We start from the raw sequence: 22430 nt of genomic DNA, 5'->3' as shown, positions 1-22430 counted from the left end.
AGATTTTAATTATATATCAAACGCAGGTGAAGTTGCTTTATTGTGTGAACGATTTGTAACGAAACAAAAATTGTAAAGACTAATGTAATCAAATAATTAATTTCAATATGAAGAAAATTTTTATTTCTCTTTCTCTTTTTGTGATGTTGCATGCTGCCGCACAAAAATTTGAAACGCAGAAACAAACGGATGCTCAAGGGTACAGCTTCGAAACTGTGAAGAATGACCAGTCAGGAGTAAGAGTGTACACTTTGAAAAATGGTTTGAAAGTATATCTTGCTAAAAATGATGATGCACCGAGAATTCAGACTTATATTCCTGTAAGAACAGGTTCTAATAACGACCCTAGTGATAATACCGGTCTTGCTCATTACTTGGAGCATATGGTTTTCAAAGGGACTTCACATTTGGGAACTCAGGATTGGGCAAAAGAAAAAACGATACTAAAGCAAATTTCTGATCTTTACGAACAGCACAAAGCAGAAAAAGATCCTGAAAAGAAAAAAGCACTGTATAAAAAAATAGATGAGGTTTCTCAGGAAGCTTCAAAATATGCAATTGCCAACGAATACGACAAAGCAATTTCATCTTTGGGAGCAACTGGAACCAACGCTCATACTTGGTTAGACGAAACTGTTTACAAAAATAATATTCCTGCAAACGAGCTTGAAAAATGGCTTAAAGTAGAAAAAGAACGTTTCTCTGAATTGGTTTTAAGATTGTTCCATACAGAATTGGAAGCGGTTTATGAAGAATTCAACAGAGCGCAGGATAACGACGGACGTTTGGTAAACTACGCATTAATGGATGCGCTTTTCCCAAAACATCCAAACGGTCAGCAAACGACGATTGGAACTTCAGAACATTTGAAGAGCCCTTCAATGGAAGCTATTCACAAATATTTTGATACCTATTATGTTCCTAATAATATGGCGGTAGTTTTGGTTGGAGATCTTGATTTCGACAAAACCATTAAAATGGTAGATCAGTATTTTGGTTCATTCAAATACAAAGAATTGCCAATGAAGAAAATGGTTTCGGAAGAACCAATGACCTCTATTGTAACAAGAACCGTAAAGAGCCCATCTACACCAAGAATGACAATCGCTTGGAGAACCGATTCAAATGGAACGAAAGAGGCTAGATTGGCAACGATGGTTGGGGAAATCTTGAGCAACAATGGTGATGCAGGTTTAATCGACCTTAACATCAATCAAAAACAATCAACTTTAGGAGCGGGAGCTTATGCTTCACCTTTAAACACATACGGATCTTTTAATATGTATGTAACTCCGAAAGATGGACAGAGTTTTGATGCTGCTAAAAAATTACTTTTTGCTCAGATTGATTTAATTAAAAAAGGACAGTTTCCTGAATGGATGTTGAAAGCTATCATTAATGATATGAGAGTACAGCGTATGAAAGGTTGGGAAACTGCGGATGGTTTAGCAACAACACTTTACGGAGCTTATATTGGTGAAAGAACCTGGGAGCAGGAGCTTGACGAAATTAATCAGTTTGAAAAAATTACAAAATCTGACGTTGTAAAATTTGCCAATGATTTCTTTAAAGATAACTATGTTGTGATCTACAAAGAGAAAGGGGTGAATGATAAATTGGTTCGTGTAGAAAACCCGGGAATTACACCAATTAAACTGAACAGAGATGTACAGTCGCCTTTCCTTAAGGATATTTTAAGTACAAAAGTTGCAGAAATAAAACCTCAGTTTGTTGATTACAAAACTGCCATTGCAACGACTGAAATCAAAGATAAGAAGGTAAGTTTCGTTAACAACAAATACAATAAAGTTGCTCAGGTAAGTTATATTTTCCCATTCGGAACAGATAACGATAAAGAGCTTTCTTTAGGTGTAAGTGTTTTACAGTATTTAGGAACGGATAAATATACTCCTGAGCAACTAAAAGAAGAATTCTACAAATTAGGAATTTCAAATAGCTTCAGAACAACTAATGATCAAACTTTCATTACATTAAGCGGTCTTGAAGGGAATATGAAAAAAGGGGTAGAATTGTTGGATCACTGGTTGAAAAACGTAAAAGCAGATCAGACAATTTACAACCAAACGGTAAAGACTATCCTTGAATCTAGAGATGTTGCTAAGAAAGATAAGAACAGAATTATGGCAGCGCTTTCTAACTATGCTAAATATGGGAAAGATTCTAGAATGACTGACATTATTTCTAAAGAAAGACTTCAGAATATCAATGTAACTGAATTGATGTCTAAAATCAAGACTTTAAATAATTATCCTTACGAAGTTTTCCTTTACGGAGAAAGCCAGAAAGATCTTGAGAAAGCGGTAAAACCATTTATTGCAAACGCAACTTTGCAGCCTGCAAAAGCTAAAGTATATGCAGAGCCTGCAACTGGAGGAAAAGTATATTTTGCTAATTACGACATGGTACAAATGGAAATGTCTAAAATTGCAAAAGGAAGCGACGTACATCTTGCCAACTTCGGTAAAGCGAATGTTTTCAACGAATATTTTGGTAGAGGTTTATCTTCAATCGTATTCCAGGAGATCAGAGAAAGTAAATCTTTGGCATATTCTGCTTACGTTTCTTATGCTACAGCAAGCGAAAAAGATCATCCGAACTATGTAACCAACTATATCGGAACACAGTCTAATAAATTGCCTTTAGCGGTAACTGCAATGAATGAATTGATGGCAGATTTCCCACAAATTCCTGCTCAGTTTGAGAATTCTAAAGGGTCAGCTTTAAAGCAAATTGCATCTAATAGAATCAACAGAACAAATATTTTCTATAATCAAATGGCTCTTAAAAAATTAGGTGTTGATTATGATATCAGAAAAGATGTTTATTCTGAAATTCAATCGTTGACATTGCCTCAATTAACTGGTTTCTACAATACAGAAATTAAACCATTGAGCTACAATACAGCCATTATCGGGAAAAGAGAAAACCTGAAAATGGAATCGATCAACAAAATGGGTGACTTTAAAGAAGTGACTTTAGAAGAGATCTTCGGATATTAATTTTCATTAATATAAATTGTTTTAAGTGAGGCAGAAATGCCTCATTTTTTTGTTTTTATAACATTCAAAAAAGATTGTATATTTGATTTTATCCGTATAACAAAACTAAATCTACCATAAAAGAGAGTATAGAAAATAAGAAGCTAATTTGGATTGCATTTGCCTGCAGTTTAGTTTTTCTGTTTATTGCTTTTAAATTTATCACTTCTGAATTACCCAATGAAAAGAATATTGCAAAAATCACCGGAATTCTAAAAGATGATATAAAAAAAGAAACTGGGGGTCGTGGTAAAAAATCTTTAATAATTAAACTAAAAAACTATCCCGAAATAGATTTCATGATAGGAACTGTTTCTTTAGACGATACCTATTCTGAGAAATTGACAGATGAGAACAAAATGGGAGATTCTATCACGTTTTTCATTGAGGACGTGGAATTCAGAAGGAAAATTGTAAAAAAAGAAAAAATACCATTTCCAGAGAATATTCTTCACCCTGAAAAAATAAGTGTCGTTGAAATTAAAAATAGTAAATCAAACTATCTCTTGCTAGAAGATTATCGTAAAGCACATTTGAAAAATAATTATCTGGGAACTGCTTTTTTTGGAATTTTAGCTTTACTAATGTTTATTTTGGGCACGAAAGTTTTGCAGCATCAAAACAAATATGAAGGCTTAAAAAATTGACTAGAAATACCTTACTTTTTTATTTCAATCAACAAATCTTGCTATATGGTTTTTGTTTTCATCCTTCAATAGTTTTTACTTCCTCTTATATTTCAATTGTACCAAAAGATAAATTTCATTCTTTTCTAAATCATTGCACCAGGTACGTTCTACAACTAAGGCATTATTGTATAAGCCTAAATCTTCCATGTTCTCATAATACTCGATTCTTTCTGAGCTCTCGTGTTTGAAAAAAGAGATCAGATTTACCTCATCTCCAACTTGCGGAGCTACCGGAAATTCTACAGAATTTCTAAACTCAAATTTAATATCGTACGAATAGAATCTTACTTTTACGCTCATAACTTTATTTTCTCAAATATATCGAGAATTTGGCCAATAAAAAAAGCCAAACTTTAAAGTTGGCTTCTTATTTTATATTAAAAAATTTTATGATTCTATTTCTTGAATAAACAAACTGATTTGGGTACGAATCAGCAACTGATCATCCAGAAAAGTTTCGCAAAAAATATTGCAGATGTTTTCGTATTGTGAGATCAAGGAAGCTTTAGAAATGATCTTGTCACCAACTTGAGGTAACCTAAAAACTTCAATTTTTTTGATGTTGGTGATAAATCCGATTACTTTAGTGTTTGATTCCGGATTTTCGAAGAAACTTTGCCCAAGAATTGATGATGAGGTTTGCGCAGAATGTTCAATTAATCCCGCTTCTACAAACTGATTGTTGTGTACAAAAATATTGTCTGGAGTAATCTCAAAAGAAGTCACCACCTTTTCCGGAGTAAGCTCCAGAATATAATCTGCCATCAACATCGGATTGCGATGAGGCAAAAAATGATGAATGTTGATGAGGTTTTCTTCTTTTAATTCCATTGCTCTTGGTACATTTTTCTTGACTCTTTTATTTAACGACCGTTTTCATTTCAGATTTAGCAATAATTTCACCGTTGATTTTTGTGATAATTTCTACTAAAGTAACGCCCATCATTTCATTGATGATTTTCACTTCAGAAACAAGCTCGTCTCCTGTTTTAGGTAACGTCTGTGCTTCAAAGGTTTTAATGGCACCAATGTAACCTGTAGGAGCTTCTTTTCCTAAAAGATAAAATTTGTATCCTGTATGAAGCGCCACACTTTGCGCCTGATGTTCGATCAAACCAGAAGCCTGAAAAACACCTTCATGCACAAAAATATTTTCTTCGGTAATGGTAAAGCCCGATATCAAATGCTCTTCAGAATATTCTGAAATGGCATTCACCATCACAAAGGGAAACTTCTGCGGAATTAGACTTTCAACAAAATTTTGGTCAGATGTTGGTAAAGAAAGCTCCATTAGCAAACCGTTAATAAAGCACAAGAATAAGCAAATCTTCCACTTTCAGGAACGCAAAGAAGTACTTTTTCGCCTTTTTTTAAATTTCCTGAATTCATTAATTGCTCAACGGCAACGAAAATAGATCCTGCTCCGATATTTCCAATTTCTGAAAGATTGTAGAACCATTTCTCCCAAGGGAAATCAAGCCCTACGTTGGCAAATTCATTCTTTAAACCTTCTTTAAAATAACCTGAAGAAATGTGAGCCAAAACGTGATCTATGGTTTCAGGATCAAGCTGATGTTTATCAAAAGATGCTCTCAAGCTTTCGGCACCTTTTACTAGAATATATTTATCTAAAATCTTAGTGTCTTGTTTTAAAGCAAAAATAGACTGCTTCAGCCATTCGTCAGAAGGGTAATCTGCCCATGATTTTAGGCTGCCGTCTTCTTGCTTTTCACAACCAGAATACATACAAGCTTCAATTTCGTGAGCGTAAGAATAGAAATCAATCCAATCGATTTTTAAAGAAATTTCGTTTTCTCTTGGTTTGTTTTCCAATAAAAAAGCTCCGGCTCCGTCGGAAAGCATCCATCTTAAAAACTCTCTTTTGAAGGCAATGATAGGTCTTTCTTCTAAAAGTTTTAAGTTTTCTGCTTCATGGTCAAATTTATCGGCAGTCATCCATGAAGACATTCTTTCAGAGCCTACACAGACAGCATGGTCTTTAATTCCTGCTTTTACATTCAGGAATCCATAATTCAAAGCGTTCATTCCCGAATTACAAAGTCCGGTTGCGGTATTAATTTCGATAGATTTTCCGATGTTAAGCTCACCATGAACCATTGACGCATGAGAAGGCTGAATTTGGTCTGGAGAAGTAGTTCCCACAGACAATAATGTCATATCTTCTTTTTTGAAGTTTTCATCAAAAAGTCCTTCCACCGCTTTTGCCGTAATCTGTGCGTTGGTGTGTGTCGGATTTCCGTTTTTATCTAAAGCGTAATATCTCGTAGTGATTTTGTTGTTCCTTAGAATTAAGGCTCTTGCCTTAGAAGGTGTATTATTTACCAAGCCAAGATAGCTTTCCATTTCATCATTAGAAACCGGCTCATTCGGCAAGTATGTGGATGCTTTTGTTATAAATACGTCGTACATTCCTATTTTAAATTAATTCCTTGTAAATATTTTTTCTGTTTTTGTCTTTTTGTCCATAAAATTGGAGCTAGCAAGATATGAAAAATCAACACAATGGGTGAAATGATCCAAATTGCTGCCATCAAATATACCTTAAAGAATTTTATCAGCAATGGTCGTTTTTCTTTTTTCTTGATAATCAAATTAGACCAAATGGTAAAAATTTTATTCCCTACTTTTTCAACTCTCACAAGGAAGGCTCTGATTTCTACAGCGCCGTTCTTTACCAAATCAGGTTGAAGATTAGCTAAATCATTATTTTTTAAATGTCTCTCAATAATCTTACCGTATTTTCCGGCTCCGTTGATTTCTTCATCCGAAACTCCAGCTGCAGGAAGAATTCCTGATTTTTCTTTTTGTCCGGTTGTTAACCATCTTAGAATGGTCAAAACACTTGTGTAATTGTCTCTTCTGTCTACTAATGCAATATTTCCGACTAATTTAGCGTCAAAATTCTTTAAATATACTTTCAGTTTTTCCTGTGAAAGCATCCACATATTTCTGGTTGCTGAAATGGTTACAACTGGCGTATTCTTTAAAATATCAGCTGCAAAACCGCTTTTCAAAAATGAAATAATCGGAATGGACGGCGTAAGATACCAAACCTGATATCCGAAAAGAATTAAATCAAATTTAGTATTGAGCACTTCTTCCGGTGGTGGAAGAATTTCGCTAGGAATTTGTAAATAAGATTCGGGAAAGGTGTTGAAGAAAACATCACTCGGCCAAGGAAAAGGAAAATCTTTTTTAAGCTGAATGTTGTAATAAGTTACTTTATATTCGTCTTTTTTATCTTCAAAAGGCTGTGCAATATTTCTTACAATATCCTCCAGTTGCCCGGTTTGAGTGTAATAAATGACAAGTATATTTTTTTGCATTAATCTATTTTATGGATTACAAAAATATGATTTTCATAGATATTATACATATCTAAATACTTTTATTGATTCTGAGTTAAATATTTGCTTGAAATTTTCATTTTCAAAAGTTTGATTTTTAATATTTAAAAAAATAATGGTCTCTGGTAAATCTTTAATATCTTTAATATTAAAATTCTCGTCAGAAATTAAAAGAACATCAGCTTTTTTATTAATTTCTGATAAGTTATCGATATAGATTATTTTTCGTCTCTGCACCAGATAATTGTTTTTTGCAACCAGTCTTTTTTCGTTATCATTGATGAAACTGAAAACTCTTCTTCCGGCTTGTTGTAATGTCAGCAAAATATCTTTCTGCCCAAAATCATCTGCAATATGAAAAACGGTTGCATCGCTCGCAATGTGTTTATTCAGTTCAAAATAAACCGACTTGTTTTTGTTGAAATCGCCTTTTACGGGTTTTACGACTTCATTTTCTTTATATAAATAGCTTAAAAACAGTTTCTTTTTAAAATAATTTTCGTCTTCAATTTCATTTCTCAGTTTCGCAAACTCATCTCTGAAATAAGCATTGATTTTTTTCGTTCTTTCTGAATAATCTGTACCAAAATTTAAATCGTCTTTATTGATTCTGTCGCCTACTTTTACCGTAATACTTCCGTCGTAGATAATGAAGTCTCCTTTTGGTTGTACTTCAGAATTTCCGTGAATGTAAAGTGGTAAAATATCCAATCCGAATTCTTCAGCCAGATAAAAAGCTCCTTTATGGAAGCGCTTTACATCATTGGTGTAAGACCTTTCTGCTTCAGGGAAAACCACTAATGAATACCCTTGGTCGATTTTTTCTTTTAATTTTTCTTTGCCATTTTCGATGCCTTGAGAAACAGGAAAAAAGCCTAAAGCTCTTACCAGCTTACCAAAAACAGGAGAGTTCCAAACCCAGTCATTCACCAAATAAACAATCTTATGTGTTGTCATTGCAATCGCCAAAGTATCGAGAAATGAGGTGTGATTGGCAATAATTACTGCTGGTTTGCTGAAATCTTCGTTGGGATTTCTTATTACAGTTTTCTTTACAAATGGGGTAAGGTGTAAAACAGACTTTAAAAATAAAGCAATGGCTTTTTTGATGTTGTCTAATGTTTTTCCTTTGGCTTTTTTGATGAAGAAATGTCCGAAGAAAGAAAAAATAAGTCCACCCAAACCATAATATATAAATGAGAAGACTGAACGTAAAAATAACCTCAAAGTAATGGGTGATAATCCTTTCTTTTGTCTGTTAATAATCAAAAATCTAAACCAAAACGGATATAAAGTGGAGGTAATCACAATCACTGAAAACATCCCGATTAAAGCAACCAAAGCTAAAGAATGTAAAGCCGGATGTTTTGCAAAAATTAATGAACCGATGGATAAAATGGTTGTGAAAACCGCCAGAATAATAGATGTTCTGTAAGTTGGAAGTTCGTTTTTCCCATTTGTATGTTCTTTCTGCATTGCTTTTGTGAGGAAAATACTGAAATCATCCCCAACTCCGAAAACCAAAGTACAGACAACTGTACTGAAAATATTGAGTTCTAAACCTAAGAAATAAAGAATTCCTGCGGTAACGACTCCTGTTAAAACAATAGGAAACATTGTTAAAAGTGACAATTCGAAATTTCTGAAGAAAACAATAATCGTTAAAACAATTGCTAAAAGAGAATAGTTAATCAACGTATTAAAATCTCGTTTCAGTAAGCCTAAAAAGTTCTCATTCATCTGTTGACGGTCGATTGCTAAAGCTTCGTGCGTTTTTTCGACCTCTTTGATGAAGGCGTCTCTGTTTTTCTCATCCAATTTCACAACGTTCGAAACGGTATAAAATCCATTTTCGTTGCTGAGGAATTCTGAGATTTGCAGCGCTTTTATTTTTTCGTAATCTTTTAAACTTAAAGTAGAGTAAGGTTTATTTAAATTTTCATTAAACTGATTAAATGCAGAAGCGTTGAAGCCAAATTTGTTTCCATTATTCACCAATTCAGAAATGGTCTCATTTTTTTTATTTTGACTCCAAAACTGATTCCATTGTTCTACTTTTTTCTGTTGGTCTTTTTCTGATAAAACCACATTTCCGATAGAGTTATAGCTTAAGATTTTCCCGTCCTGTTTTTCTTTTTCCAAAAACTGACTCAGCTGAGAATTTCTTGTTAAAGCTTCATTTTCAGAGTTTCCGTAAGAAATAGTGTAAATCGATTTTGAAGTGATGTCGGACAGTTTTTCAAGCTTCGCTTCACTTATTTTTAAATCTTTTGGAATGTAATTTAAATCACCAATATCTTCATTAAAACCAACATGTCTGAACCCAAAAAGACACGCAATAATCATCAACGAACAGCCGATAATCAAAGGTTTGTTTTTTTCGTAAGGATAACTCCCTATTTTATCGATAAAATTGGTGTTGGTTTTTTCGTTGCTTTCTTTCGGATGATACAATTGCGGAACAATAATTAAAGCTGCAAAAGAAGACAGAAAAACGGTAATTGAAGCAAAAAGTCCGAGGTCTTTCAAGGCTTCAGAACGCACAAAAATCAAACATAAAAAAGAAACCGCTGTCGTTGCGCTGCTCAGAATAATCGGTTGTGTAATTTCTTTGTAGAGCTCTTCAATATTATTGTTATGCTTGTAATGCGTGAGAATGTGAAGCGCATAATCTATCGTAATCCCGATGAGAATCGCACCAACACTGAGCGAAATTGCCGAAATTTTATCTTTAATAAAGTATAAAATCATCAGTGAAATGAAAACGGCAAAAACCGTTGGCAAAAAAACAATCAGTGGTGTAAAGAAATTTCTGAAATAATACATCAGCAAAACCAACAAGACCGTCATTGAAATAATCACCGTATTTTGGATGTCTTTTTTGATTTGCTGAGCATTGGCAACCGCAATTACGGGCGACCCGAAATAGCTGATTCCGGTTTTTCCTTTGAATTGTTTGTTGATATTATCTTTTATTTCATTGAGCTGATTAACGAAAACTTCGTTGTTTTTGGTATCGTTGCTTTTATTTTTCGGGTCGATAAAAAGCAAAAGGTTTTTCCCATCTTTGGTAACGATATAATTGTCTTCAAGCTTAAAATCTTTGCTGATGTTGAGCGAATTCAGTTTTTTGATTCCGAGAAAAGTAATTCCGAGAGGGTCTTTTTTGATGAAATCTTTAGTGACTAAACTTGTAGGCGAAACCAGCGAAACATAATTATTCTCAACTTGTTTGGCAATGCTGTCTTTGTTGAGCTTTCTTTCGATTTCAGCGTAATCATTTTCGTTTAAAAATAAAGGGAGATTCTGATTGACAAAATCGAAGGTCTCTGAAATTTCATTATCATTTACTTTTCCTTGAACCGAACCGATGTATTTTTTTAAAGGTTCAATTTTATTTAAAAAAGTATCGGCGGTTTCTGAAAGTTGAAAACTATCGTCATTAGATTTTTTCTCAATAATAACAATGATTTTGTCTGAAAAGTTGAGCTGTTGCAGAACCTTCGCAGTCAAATCTGACTTTTCATTTTTAGGAATAATCTGATTAATATCTTCTTCAAAATTAATTTTCGAAGCAAAAAAGCCACAAATAATAAGAATTCCCAATGCTACAGCAACAGAAATAATTCGGTTTTTGGAAATCAGGTAATATAAATGGATGAAAAAACGATGCATGAGTTTGTAAAATCAAGTCTGCAAATTTATATTTTTCAGGATTAGTTTAAAACAATTATTTAATAAGTTTTCACTGAAAATCAGTAAAATATTTAAGATAAAATGAAAAAATCTTTTACTTTTGTAAAAATTCCCTCCCTGCTAAGTTATAGATAGCAGAAAAATGTTTTTAAAGGCACAGCAGTTTTGTATGTTGAAAATAGTTGATGAAAAATTATCCGGATTTCTGTTTGTAGTAATTTTACCGTTTCTGCTGTTTTTCATGTCTTATTATGGGTTTGAATCTTCTTATGCAAAATTGAAATCGATGGAGGAGCCTCCAGATTTTATGTTTTCTTCTGTGTATGCTTACAGGGTTATTCCAAATTTTCTGATGATGGAAGTTTTTGCTTTCGTTAATTTTGTTGTTGATAATTATTTATTCTCATTAAAAAGTTTTCTATTAAAAAACGGAACGCTGTTTTATCATAGTATTTTTTTGATTAACGCTATTTTTTTTGTTGCTTCTTCATTAGTTTTAAATAAAATTTTAAATTTTAATTCTGAGTTTTCTAATAAAAAGCTTCGTCGGATTTTTCATTTGCTTGCCGTTTTTTTTATCGTTATTGTACAGTATGTACCAACAAATTGTGATTTGATTTCTATATTTTTTTATGTAACGGGGGCATGGCTTACTCTAAAATATTATCATCACAGGAAAAATATAGATTTTCTTTTATTATGCTTAACTATTCTTACATCTACATTTGTGAGAGAAACCTCATGTCTTAATATCGCATTTTTTGCAGCTATTTTTTTTGATTTTAAAAACTTTAAAAATACTTTTTATTGGAAAGAAATATTCTTTTTAATTATTTCTTTTGTTTTGCCTTATTTTTTACTAAAAATGATGATTCCGCAGAGCGCCTCTTTTTTTGAGGGTATTTATTTTGTAAAGAATTTTACAAGTTTGTATAATCTTTCAGGTTTTCTGTTTGGATTTTTGGCATTTTATTTTGTTTTTCAATTGGGGAATAAAGAGCAGCAGGGCATTTTAAAAAAATATTTATTTTTTTCGTTACCTTATTTGGGAATGATTACTTTGGTCGGGCTTTTTTGGGAGTCTAGACTTTTCTTGCCACATATTCTTTCGGGATTTGTGGTTGTGTCTCATCAGTTTAAAAATATTCAACAGCATAAATGAGTTTATTACATCCATATTATATTATAGCGCTTGTTTATATACTTATTTTCAGTTTTCAGGAAGTTTACGGGGAAAAAGTAGAAAAAAAATGGCTTTGGTTTTTGGCGGGTTATCTTATTATTTTGGCTGGACTAAGAAATGAGGTAGGTCCGGATTATGGAAGTTATGTGGGTATTTACATTTATTCTGATACTAAAGATTATGTGAGTATCATTATGAAGGCATTGTCTATGGAAGGGCCACAGCCCATGGAACTCGAGTGGTTGTTTGTGCTTATTAATAAGATACTGATTAATGTCTTCAATGCTCCTTTTTACATGTTAACCCTTGTGATTGCTGCGATTACAGTCTTTTTTAAAGTGGAATACATCAGCGATAATACTTTTTATCCTTTTACATTTTTGCTATTTATGTTTATTCCTGGTTTTTTTATCGGGGAAAGTGGCCAGATTAGACAATGTTTAGGTTCATTTATGGTATATTATGCAATACGCTTTATTAAAGAAAAAAAGCTTTGGATGTATCTTTTGTGTATTTATCTGGCTGCAGGAATTCATAATGTTTGTTATATATTTTTGCCAATGTATTGGATCGCTAGAGTTCCGATGAATAAATTTTGGATGCTTATTTTAATTATAGCTTCGGTCCTCGTTTCTCCTTTTGAGGTTTATAGAGCATTTGGAGCTTTCTTAGATGGTATTGCTTCCGATGTTATGATTGTGGAGGGTTTTAATGGATACGTTGATCAGACTGCACAGCGAATGAATGGTGGTTTTGGTATTCCCGAAGTAATGATGATGATTCTTACTTTCTTTTTGTTTTGTTTTGATACACCAATGAAAGAAAAATTCCCTTATTATGAATATCATCGAAATTATGCAATCATTGGGATATGTTTTTACTTTATTTTCAGAAATAACCCTATCTTTTCTTCAAGATTAGCAGGTGCGTTTATTGGTTTTTCTTATATAATTATACCCAATACGATGTATGTGGTCTCTGCGAATACAAAAAAGTTGATTTACACTTTTATTATTGCGCTATTTTTATTCAACTTTGTCGTGTTTTCAAGTTTTAAAAACATTGTAAACGGTAGATTTACCTCTGAACTTTACAAAAATTATTTACTGCCCTAAGTTTTTATCTCACTTAACGATATTTTTATTTCCTATCTTTTTCACTTAAAATTTTCATTCGTTATTAATGAATGTTAACTCAGGCTCATGCATTTATTGAGTCTGATATTGTATTTTTGTGCGCGAAATAATTGGAGCGAAATTTTCATACATATGTGAATATGGTTGTTTATTTTGTAAAATAATTTACTTATATATTTTTATTTTACGAATATTTTAAATTTATGTTATGTTTTCGTGAATTTTATTTTTAGATTGCAGTGTCAAATCACAAAATCAAATTACAATATGGATAAAAAGTACTTTTACAGTATTGCTGCTGCTTTCTGTTTCTTTTCTGCTGATGCTCAGAGTCTTTTAGAATCAAAAAAAACTTTTTCTAATTCTGAACAAACAACGTTGAAATTAAAAACAGATGCTTTAAGTAATCGAATTTCGGATCAAAGTATCGGAATTATCGAAATGGCAGTTGCGAAAGATTGGATGAAGGCTCCGAATAGTTATATTTTTGAACCTTCACAAATGAATGACGGAATTTATATTCCCGTGAATAAGGCTTACTCTATGTGGAGTGGCTATGAATTTTTAGGCTACTCTGGTATTCCAAGTGGTGTTGTCACCGCAGATGTGCTTTGGGAAGATAATCACGGCTTAATTAAATCAGGTGTAAATTATGCTTTAGAGGTTGTGGGTTCCGGACAAAGTGCTAAAATAAAAGTTCCGGTAAACAAATCAAAAGAAGGGAATGCCGTTGTCGTTTTTAGAGTAAATGGAGAAATTTTTTGGTCATGGCATATTTGGGTGACCGATGATCCTACAAACGGATCTACCTATAAAAGTTATACCAATGTTAGAAGAGAAAAAAGCGATGGTACACTAGAAGTTATTCCCGATGCAGAATGGAAATGGATGGACAGGAACTTAGGGGCCTTAAGTAATTCTATTACGGCAGATGATTGGAATAAAAATCAGGGTCTGTTGTATCAATGGGGTAGAAAAGATCCTATTCCATCTTTGGTTGATAGAGGTAATGACTTTTACGAAGTTTCAGGTTCTATAGGAAGAGTACGTCATAGGCAGGCAAAAAATTTCGATAACGCACAGAATTTCGATAACTTAAGACAATTTGTACCCATTTCCAGTGCTAGTGTTGATAATAATATCAAGCTTTCGGTAAAAAATCCTTTAAGCCTTATTTATGTTAATAAAGACGATAATTCTGGACCTGCTTATTACAATAATAATGCAAATCTTATGATTAACTGGTTTGGGAGATCGACTACATTGCCTGATAGTAGACTTACCGAACTCAACCTATGGTCAGACAATTCGAAAGGAAAAATTGCCACATATTATAATTACCACAGCAGTAATGCACCCTATCGTAATAAATCATCGTTTGATCCATGTCCTAATGGGTGGAGAATTCCTTCAATGTTAGTTTCAAATCTTGCTTCTGGTTCTTATGTTGATGATATTAGAATTGATTATTCTCCGTTTGGAGTGAGAACTGCTTTAGGTAAAAATTCTTTCGAGGCTAATCGTTATCATATCATTAAACCTAATGATAATAATGTACCCGCATTTATGACAGGATTTAAGCTCTATCCAAATGTAGGATTTGATTTATCTAATGCTGGAGGATTTGATATGGGGGTTTTTCCTGGAACTGGAGGAATCGCAATCAATGCTCAGGGAGGGCAATATACAGATCAACATCATGTAGGTTTGTGGACGGCTACAATGGTGCGTCATTTTGATGTGACTCCTGCCGTAGGATCACGATTATTGTATATGATTCCTGATAAAGGTCAAACTGATGTTCCGGATTCTGGAAATCCTACCATTAAAGGAAGATATTGGTATACACCAACGGCTTCGGTAAAAACCTCAGATGCCAATGGTTGTAGATGTATAAAAGATCCATTGTATCAACTTAATAATTATGACTTTCCTACCGAATATATCAATACGGTTTCCGAATATACTGTGGGGTTAGATAATCCAAATACCTATCAGATCGTAAAAGATGATGAAGCTTCTGTTGTAGAAATTCCGGTAAGTAAGGCTTTTGCTGTTCAGAGTCAGTTGCTTAATAATCCAGATATTTTAAATGCTTCTAGTTTTAATGATTTAAAAGTTAATGTTTTATGGGCGACGAATGCAAATTTGATTAATACTGTAAATGTTATTAATCCTTCGCCGGGTTCATTAGATGATTTAGCAAATTCTAAAATTGTTGTTAATGTAAATCCTAACCAAAGCGGAAATGCCGTGGTTACGCTGCATAATGGTAGTATTACTAATCCTGTTTATTGGTCATGGCATATTTGGGTAACAGATAGCGTAATAGAGACAAATGTTTATGCAACTGAAGCCCCTAATGCCACAGCAACTAATTATGTAAATTATGTTCCAAAAGGTGATGTTTTAAAAACAGAATTTATGGATAGGAATTTAGGTGCAATCGATGCCTTTCCTAGTGTTGCTAACCCTCTGACTCCTACAGCGGAAGAGTATGCAAAAATTAAAGCTTCTACAGGATTACAGTATCAATGGGGAAGAAAAGACCCAATTCCTTCATTTCAGTATGCTGACAGATCTTCTTATGATATATTTTTAGGAAATGTAAATTCAAATGGAGCAATAGTATATAATACACTTACGGCGCCATCATACAATGATATGGCAGGAAATTATATTGTTCCTTACAATACATACACAAATGCTTCCAATGCAAATGTTCAGACAAATGATAAAGTGAGCGATAAAGTGGCTAAAGTGCTTTCTTATTCCGTAGAGAATCCTTTGGTTTATATGATCCCAAGCTCTTTCGCTCCTCGTAATAATGCGGTTCCTAATTATACAAATGGAACAGACTGGTTGTTGGATGAGCCTAATGTTGCCAATGACCGATGGGGAAGAGGGGGTAAGAAATCTCCTTTCGACCCTTGTCCCGAAGGATGGAGAATACCAGACCTTACCGGAGTTGCTATTGTTTCTAATAAAGACTTTGGGATGTCACCGTGGTATAAAAAAGATAAAAATATTACCGCAAGCTATAATTTAGTTACTGATTATTTGGGAGTACAAGTGAAAAATTTGAGCAATGCAAGTGTTGGGTTTGTTTTCAATAATACTGCAGATGCAATGGGGAATTATCCAAATGCAGGGTCACGTGGTTTCAGAAGCGTGATGGCGAATCAAACTCCCGTTGGAACTTATACAGTCAATAATTTTCAGTATCCCGGTGTTTGGACGGCAGCTTTGGCTTCAAATTATATTGGCAGACCGATTAATATTTTATTTGATGCAGCTTCAGTTACTGATCGTTTCATTGCTTTCCACGATAACAATGACCCGTACTTTGGGATGAACTGCCGATGTGTAAAGGTAAACTATAATCAAGACGGATTTGAAGAAGGGCCTATTCCTGCAATTCCTGTAACGCCTGGCTCTACAATGAAAGCCTCAAATGTTTTCAGCAAATCTGAAATTTCAGAAAAAGTAAAAGAAAATAAAATTGTTCTTTTCCCAAATCCGGTGAAAGATGTACTTTACATTAAAGCCACTGAAAACAAAGAGTATCACTATCAGATTTATAATGCTTCAGGACAGTTGGTGAAATCTGGTAAATTTGAAAATACACAAACGAGTGTTTCATCATTGGTTCAAGGTGTTTATTTAGTAAGAATTAATAATTCTGAAGCCTTAGTTAAAATCATAAAAAAGTAATTTAAACTTTCATTTTTGTAATATTTTAAGCTTAATAAGCAAAATAGATATCACTTAAGTTTTAAAAGAGAAATAGAATAGCAATAGAATACCGCAAATTTCATAATTTTGAGAGATTAAAATTTGAGTTTGCAGGTTATTTAAAAGCTGTTTTGTTTCTCTTTTTTTATTTTTATGAAATTCATAAGCACACAAGATTGAAAAAAGCTCTGTATTATTTTAATAGCAAGATTTTTATTTATCTCATCATTATTGCAACAGCTCTGTTTGCGATAGTATTTACGTATTTTCATAACATAAGATCCGATGGGTATATTCTGGGCGACTGGCTCATCAATTATCAGGATGGTGGTTTCAAAAGGCGCGGCCTTTCGGGAAGTTTCTTTTTTCTATTACAGGATCTCTCAGGATTCAGTCTTCATTATTTAGTGTTTGGTTTTCAGGTAATTATTATTATACTTTTCTTTTATTATTACTTTAAGCTCATTCAGTATAAAGAAGCTACTTTTCTATATCTGTCACTTCTGCTTTCGTCACTTGGTTTTGTGGGACTTTTCAATTGCGTAGATTATGTAGGAAAAAAAGAATTTATTATTTTTTTTCTTTTTGCCTATTTCGTTTATCAATTAAATCAAAACACCTTGTCAAGGTTTAAAGAGTATTTTATTTGTTTGGGGCTTTTCTTGGCTATGTTGTTTCACGAGATCACACTTTTTTTTATTCCTTATTTTTTGATTGCATTATATCTTAAAACTAAAAAAATAGAATATAGACGATATTTAAAATATATTCTTGCTGTTTTTATTCCTGCGATTATCATTGTGCTATTTGGAAAAGAAATCAATGAAGGCCAATCTTTGCAAATTCTCAAAGATCGTGGTGTCATTCTTACCAAAGGTATTTTCTTTTGGAATATTGATGAAAGACAATATATAAAAGACCATCTTTATGAATATCTTCTTTATTTTTTTAGTTTAGGATTTAGTGTTTTTCACCTTTGGTTTTATTTAAAATATCAAACAAGTCGAAAGATTTTATCTATCGCATTGGTTTTGGCTTTCTTGTTTTCGCTTCCGTTGTTTTATTTAGCAATTGATTGGGGACGATGGATGTATATACACATGATCTTTATTATTGTTCTTTTCGCCTTATTATTAAAGGATTCCGAATCTTCATTAGCTTCCGAAAAGTTGATTTTAAATAAGAAATTTTGGATTACTTTTTTCATTATTATTATTTCTTTGATCTATAGAGTTGAGATGTCGGGAAGAGGTTTTACATTCGAAGGATTCTTCTACAGAACCTTAATTGCCCCATTTGAACTTCTAAATAAAATGATTTAGCGGGTTCATCTAATAAAAAATCTTTACTTTTGCAGAAATTTTCAGTATGTCGAAAAATTTAGTAATCGTAGAGTCCCCAGCCAAGGCAAAAACCATTCAGAAATATTTAGGAAATGATTTTGAAGTAAAATCTAGTTTCGGACACATCCGAGACCTTCCTAAAAAAGGAATGGGAATTGACTTGGAGACCTTCAGTCCCGATTACGAAGTTTCTGCCGACAAAAAGAAATTAGTAACAGAGCTAAAAGCTTCTGTGAAAAAAGCCGACATGGTCTGGTTGGCTTCCGATGAAGACCGCGAAGGAGAAGCTATTGCATGGCATTTGGCAGAAGAGCTAAAACTAAAGCCAGACAACAGAAAGAGAATCGTTTTCCACGAAATCACTAAAAATGCGATTCTTAAAGCCATTGAAAACCCGAGAGATATTGATCAAAACTTAGTCAATGCTCAGCAAGCAAGAAGAATTTTAGACAGAATTGTAGGTTTTGAAATGTCGCCAGTACTTTGGAAAAAAGTAAAACCAGGATTGTCTGCAGGTAGAGTACAGTCGGTTGCTGTACGATTGGTGGTAGAAAGAGAAAAAGAAATTCGTGCTTTTACTCCAAAAGTAAGTTTCAAACTAGACGGAATTTTCTTAAACAAAACATCGCAGGAAATTGCAGCAAAGCTTAAAAAAGATTTCGAGAAAGAAGAAGATGCCGAAAAATTCTTAGAACTGGCAAAAAGCGTTGAGTTTAAAGTTTTAAATGTAGAAACAAAACCGGGAAGCCGCTCTGCATCGGCACCATTTACCACATCTACCCTTCAGCAGGAAGCTTCTTCAAGATTAGGATACAATGTAACCAACACAATGCGTCTAGCGCAGAGATTATATGAAGAAGGATTCATTACTTATATGAGAACCGACTCGGTAAACCTTTCTCAGGAAGCGATTGAAGGCGCAAAAAATCAAATTATATCAGAATACGGAGCAGAATATTCTTCTCCGAGAAATTATACCACAAAATCATCCTCAGCACAGGAAGCTCACGAAGCAATCCGTCCGACAGATTTCTCTGTGAAATCAATTTCAGATGTGCAGTTAAGCAAATTATATCAGTTAATATACAGAAGAACATTAGCTTCTCAAATGGCCAATGCTAAAATTGAGAAAACGGTTATCGAAATTGGTAATGCTAAACTTCCGCAGCATTTTGAAGCGCAAGGTGAAGTTATTATTTTCGATGGTTTCCTTAAAGCTTACGGAATTGTAAAAACAGAAGATGAAGATGAGGAAAACAACGAAAAGTTGTTGCCAAAAGTAACCGTTGGTGAAGTTTTAAGCTATAAAAAAATTACGGCACAGGAAAAGTACACAAGACCAAGCGCGAGATATACAGAAGCCGGATTGGTAAGAAAGCTTGAAGAACTTGGAATTGGTCGTCCTTCAACCTATGCGCCAACGATTCAGACGATTCAAAACCGTGAATATGTAGACAAAAGAGAAATTGAGCCACAGTTAAGAGAGGTGGTAAAGATCTCTTTAACGAATAATACAATTAAAAAAGAAGTTCTTGAAGAAAAATTCGGGGGCGATAAAAATAAATTTGTTCCTACAGACATCGGAGAAGTTGTAAATGATTTCTTAACGAATAATTTCAGTGAAATACTTGACTTCGGATTTACTGCAAGAGTAGAAGAAGGTTTTGACGAAATTGCAAACGGTGCACAAAAATGGAAAGAAATGTTGGCCGATTTCTACTCAAAATTCCATCCTAGAATTGCTGATGTAGAAGAAAATGCAGACCGTGCGAATGGAGAAAGAATTTTAGGAGTTGATCCTAAAACAGGTAAAAACGTACACGCAAGAATCGGAAGGTTTGGAGCCATGATCCAGATTGGAGAGCAGGATGATGAAGAAAAACCAATTTTCGCATCATTAATGGCCGGACAAAATATTGCAACCATCAATTTGGAAGATGCTTTAGAGTTATTCAAATTACCTTTTGAATTAAATAATTTTGAAGATCAGACCGTCTCAGTGGGAGTAGGTAGATTTGGTCCTTACGTAAAATGGGGCGACACCTATATCAGTATTCCGAAAGGGGAAGATCCTCTTTCTATAGATCAAAAACGTGCGGAAGAGATCATAGCTGAAAAGAAATTAGCGGATGCACCCATTGCGTCATACAAAGGTGAGCCTATTACAAAAGGAACAGGGAGATTTGGACCTTTCATTAAGTATCAAAGTATTTTCATCAACGTTCCGAAAAAATATAACTTCGAAAACCTATCTCAAAGCGACATCAACGAATTGGTAGAGGCCAAACTGGAAAAAGAAGCCAACCGTTACATCCAACAATGGGAAGCTGAGAAGATCTCCATTGAAAATGCAAGATGGGGCCCTATCGTAAAACACGGAAAGAATATTTATAAAATTCCTAAGAAAAAAGACGATACCAAGTATGAAGCAGACGAGCTGAAAGACGTTTCTATCGATGAGGTTAAAAAATGGATCACAGCACAAGACCCAAAAGCTTTTGCTGAGAAAAAGAAACCTGCGGCAAAGAAACCAGCCGCAAAAAAAGCGACGACAACGAAGAAAGCTCCTGCTAAAAAACCGGCAGCGAAGAAATAATTAGTTTTTAAACTTACATAAATAACCCCTTTTGAAATTATCAAAAAGGGTTATTTTTATTTTATTCTAAAACAAAATCCTGAATTTTGAAAAGATATTTGAGGGAAATAGTCACTGTCTTTTGCGCAGTGTTGAAACCATCGCTTATATTTTCTAACTCTAAAATCATAAATATTGATCATTAAATACGGTTTCTTCAAAAGCTCTTTTGATAGTTTAATATTAAAAGTAGCAATTTGTTGTGAGTTGCGTTTAAAAGTATTATAATCGAATGTAAGTATAAGATCGTTATTTAGTTTCTCGAAGCTTGATCTTTCATGATCAGGAATGATTAAATCTCCGGGATAATAATTAACTGTAATTCTTTCTTCGTCTCTACTATTGTTATTGCTTAGATACATTGCAGTAATTTCGCCATCAATATTAACATCGTTTACCTGTAAAATAACATTAAAATTTTGAGCGTAACTGCTACCAAAACTAAATATTACGATTATTAGAAATATATTTTTTATCATTTATTTGTATTTTGAAACTATTAAGTTTGTACTGCAAGTTTGTTTTTCGAGAAAGGAATTTATTGATCAAGAGAATTTATTCATGAGGTATAACTAACTGTCCACTTTTGTTTAAGTAGTGGACCCCTCCTCCAAAATGTGGAGCGCCATAAAATTCTATGAATTCCCCTTGAAAGCCTCTGTAACAGTGCATTTCTATTCTATTAAGAACTTTTCCCTGCTCATCAATAATTGCATCTAGAAAATAATCATTTGCGATTTCAAATTCTTGTTTATTTATTCTAACAGCACAAATACCATTTTCAAATTTATCTACTAAATAGAACTTTGGTTCAATTATAACATTATTTAATTCATCTTTAAAGCCCCAAAGCTCATTTTCTATAAATGGAATAAATTTGCTGGATCTAAACTCATTTTTGTTATCAGTTTCGGAGTGACTATTATAAGTATCTACATCAGAAATAGTTTTTGGGTCAATTCTTTCTCCCTTAATATTTATTGGATAAAAATCAGAATATTTTATATCGCTCACGTAGGCAATTCCATTTTTAAAACTACCATGTCCGTCTTTCCATGTTTTTCCGAATTCATTTATTCCATTTTTATTCACAAACCAATGTTCTCCGAAATTTGAAATTCTTGCAAATCCATCACTAAATCCTGATTCGGGAAAACCATCTTTAATGTCGAATGCAACGTTGCCTAGCGTATCAATAAATATCCATTTATATCCTTTTTTTATAACTTCTTTAGAAACATAACAAAGCCCCTCATTAAAATCACCAGTAATCAGATATTGTGCTTTTATCTTGATCTTTCCGGTTTTGTCAATAAATCCATATTTCCCATTTTCTGATTCAAATTTATAAAGCCCATTTCCCTGTCCATAAGAAAGATTTGAAAATAAGATCATTAGTAGTATTGCTTTCAAGGTTTTATAATTTTTTTGATTAGTTTTTACTTCCAAAGTAGCAAATATATTCAAAAAGAAGACTTTTAATAATATTTCCTATTCATTAAATTTATTTTGTTCTTCAGACACGAGTATTACAGATAGTTAAGTTTAAAAACGTATTAAAATACTGAATTTCCACTAAAAAAAAC

At 33.3% G+C, this 22430-nt stretch carries 15 protein-coding genes; 7 read left to right on the top strand and 8 right to left on the bottom strand.

The annotated features are described in order from the left end of the window. The first annotated feature begins 107 nt into the window (after positions 1–107). Together AB671_RS07505 and AB671_RS07500 are read left to right on the top strand one after the other, a co-directional pair. Complete coding sequence (locus tag AB671_RS07505; RefSeq protein ID WP_066678259.1) at positions 108–3020, top strand: M16 family metallopeptidase; 2913 nt, start codon at positions 108–110, stop codon at positions 3018–3020. A 338-nt stretch (positions 3021–3358) separates the two neighbouring features. After that, positions 3359–3706: a hypothetical protein gene (locus AB671_RS07500; RefSeq protein ID WP_066678262.1), complete on the top strand. Its 348-nt coding sequence runs from the start codon at positions 3359–3361 to the stop codon at positions 3704–3706. A 75-nt stretch (positions 3707–3781) separates the two neighbouring features. On the opposite strand, the gene AB671_RS07495 is transcribed toward AB671_RS07500, so the two are convergent. The 6 genes from AB671_RS07495 to AB671_RS07470 all read right to left on the bottom strand — a co-directional run bounded on the left by AB671_RS07495 (position 3782) and on the right by AB671_RS07470 (position 10791). Then, positions 3782–4048, bottom strand: coding sequence for a hypothetical protein (locus tag AB671_RS07495; protein ID WP_066678264.1), 267 nt, complete (start codon positions 4046–4048; stop codon positions 3782–3784). 87 nt (positions 4049–4135) lie between these two features. Further along, positions 4136–4579: an ABC transporter permease gene (locus AB671_RS07490; RefSeq protein WP_066678266.1), complete on the bottom strand. Its 444-nt coding sequence runs from the start codon at positions 4577–4579 to the stop codon at positions 4136–4138. Between the two features lie 28 nt (positions 4580–4607). Next, positions 4608–5039: a hypothetical protein gene (locus tag AB671_RS07485; protein ID WP_066678267.1), complete on the bottom strand. Its 432-nt coding sequence runs from the start codon at positions 5037–5039 to the stop codon at positions 4608–4610. Further along, positions 5039–6178 (bottom strand): beta-ketoacyl-ACP synthase III, encoded by a 1140-nt coding sequence (locus AB671_RS07480; protein ID WP_066678268.1) that lies wholly within the window; start codon positions 6176–6178, stop codon positions 5039–5041. Before AB671_RS07480 ends, AB671_RS07485 begins: the two co-directional genes overlap by 1 nt. A 2-nt stretch (positions 6179–6180) precedes the next feature. Beyond that, positions 6181–7095 (bottom strand): hypothetical protein, encoded by a 915-nt coding sequence (locus tag AB671_RS07475; RefSeq protein ID WP_066678269.1) that lies wholly within the window; start codon positions 7093–7095, stop codon positions 6181–6183. 42 nt (positions 7096–7137) lie between these two features. Further along, the gene (locus AB671_RS07470; protein WP_066681166.1) at positions 7138–10791 is read right to left on the bottom strand and encodes an MMPL family transporter; all 3654 of its coding nucleotides are present in this window, start codon (positions 10789–10791) and stop codon (positions 7138–7140) included. A 163-nt stretch (positions 10792–10954) separates the two neighbouring features. Between AB671_RS07470 and AB671_RS07465 the strand changes: the two genes are divergently transcribed. The 5 genes from AB671_RS07465 to topA all read left to right on the top strand — a co-directional run bounded on the left by AB671_RS07465 (position 10955) and on the right by topA (position 20805). Further along, complete coding sequence (locus AB671_RS07465) at positions 10955–11974, top strand: hypothetical protein (protein ID WP_228391034.1); 1020 nt, start codon at positions 10955–10957, stop codon at positions 11972–11974. After that, complete coding sequence (locus tag AB671_RS07460; RefSeq protein WP_066681161.1) at positions 11971–13110, top strand: EpsG family protein; 1140 nt, start codon at positions 11971–11973, stop codon at positions 13108–13110. The genes AB671_RS07465 and AB671_RS07460 overlap by 4 nt, the downstream gene beginning before the upstream one ends. Positions 13111–13398: 288 nt before the next feature. Continuing rightward, entirely contained in the window at positions 13399–16845 is a 3447-nt protein-coding gene (locus tag AB671_RS07455; RefSeq protein ID WP_082987259.1) for a T9SS type A sorting domain-containing protein, read from the top strand. A gap of 197 nt (positions 16846–17042) precedes the next feature. Next, complete coding sequence (locus AB671_RS07450; protein WP_157444161.1) at positions 17043–18188, top strand: hypothetical protein; 1146 nt, start codon at positions 17043–17045, stop codon at positions 18186–18188. 46 nt (positions 18189–18234) lie between these two features. Beyond that, positions 18235–20805 (top strand): type I DNA topoisomerase, encoded by a 2571-nt coding sequence (gene topA / locus AB671_RS07445; protein WP_066681155.1) that lies wholly within the window; start codon positions 18235–18237, stop codon positions 20803–20805. 56 nt (positions 20806–20861) lie between these two features. On the opposite strand, the gene AB671_RS07440 is transcribed toward topA, so the two are convergent. Both AB671_RS07440 and AB671_RS07435 read right to left on the bottom strand, forming a co-directional pair. Beyond that, positions 20862–21323 carry a hypothetical protein gene (locus AB671_RS07440; protein ID WP_066681154.1) on the bottom strand — a complete coding sequence of 154 codons (462 nt, stop codon included), beginning with the start codon at positions 21321–21323 and terminating at the stop codon, positions 20862–20864. Between the two features lie 76 nt (positions 21324–21399). Continuing rightward, on the bottom strand, positions 21400–22257 hold the full coding sequence (locus AB671_RS07435; RefSeq protein WP_157444160.1) for a WG repeat-containing protein: 858 nt from the start codon (positions 22255–22257) through the stop codon (positions 21400–21402). Positions 22258–22430 lie beyond the last annotated feature (173 nt).

Origin of the sequence: Chryseobacterium sp. BGARF1, assembly GCF_001677955.1 — a bacterium.
Lineage (GTDB): Bacteria > Bacteroidota > Bacteroidia > Flavobacteriales > Weeksellaceae > Chryseobacterium.
This window is presented reverse-complemented; position numbering and strand designations above follow the sequence as displayed.

Excerpts from the sequence above, each read along its gene's own strand:
- AB671_RS07505 (WP_066678259.1), top strand. The coding sequence starts at position 108 with ATGAAGAAAATTTTTATTTCTCTTTCTCTTTTTGTGATGTTGCATGCT.
- AB671_RS07500 (WP_066678262.1), top strand. The coding sequence starts at position 3,359 with ATGATAGGAACTGTTTCTTTAGACGATACCTATTCTGAGAAATTGACA.
- AB671_RS07495 (WP_066678264.1), bottom strand. The coding sequence starts at position 4,048 with ATGAGCGTAAAAGTAAGATTCTATTCGTACGATATTAAATTTGAGTTT.
- AB671_RS07490 (WP_066678266.1), bottom strand. The coding sequence starts at position 4,579 with ATGGAATTAAAAGAAGAAAACCTCATCAACATTCATCATTTTTTGCCT.
- AB671_RS07485 (WP_066678267.1), bottom strand. The coding sequence starts at position 5,039 with ATGGAGCTTTCTTTACCAACATCTGACCAAAATTTTGTTGAAAGTCTA.
- AB671_RS07480 (WP_066678268.1), bottom strand. The coding sequence starts at position 6,178 with ATGTACGACGTATTTATAACAAAAGCATCCACATACTTGCCGAATGAG.
- AB671_RS07475 (WP_066678269.1), bottom strand. The coding sequence starts at position 7,095 with ATGCAAAAAAATATACTTGTCATTTATTACACTCAAACCGGGCAACTG.
- AB671_RS07470 (WP_066681166.1), bottom strand. The coding sequence starts at position 10,791 with ATGCATCGTTTTTTCATCCATTTATATTACCTGATTTCCAAAAACCGA.
- AB671_RS07465 (WP_228391034.1), top strand. The coding sequence starts at position 10,955 with ATGTTTTTAAAGGCACAGCAGTTTTGTATGTTGAAAATAGTTGATGAA.
- AB671_RS07460 (WP_066681161.1), top strand. The coding sequence starts at position 11,971 with ATGAGTTTATTACATCCATATTATATTATAGCGCTTGTTTATATACTT.
- AB671_RS07455 (WP_082987259.1), top strand. The coding sequence starts at position 13,399 with ATGGATAAAAAGTACTTTTACAGTATTGCTGCTGCTTTCTGTTTCTTT.
- topA (WP_066681155.1), top strand. The coding sequence starts at position 18,235 with ATGTCGAAAAATTTAGTAATCGTAGAGTCCCCAGCCAAGGCAAAAACC.
- AB671_RS07440 (WP_066681154.1), bottom strand. The coding sequence starts at position 21,323 with ATGATAAAAAATATATTTCTAATAATCGTAATATTTAGTTTTGGTAGC.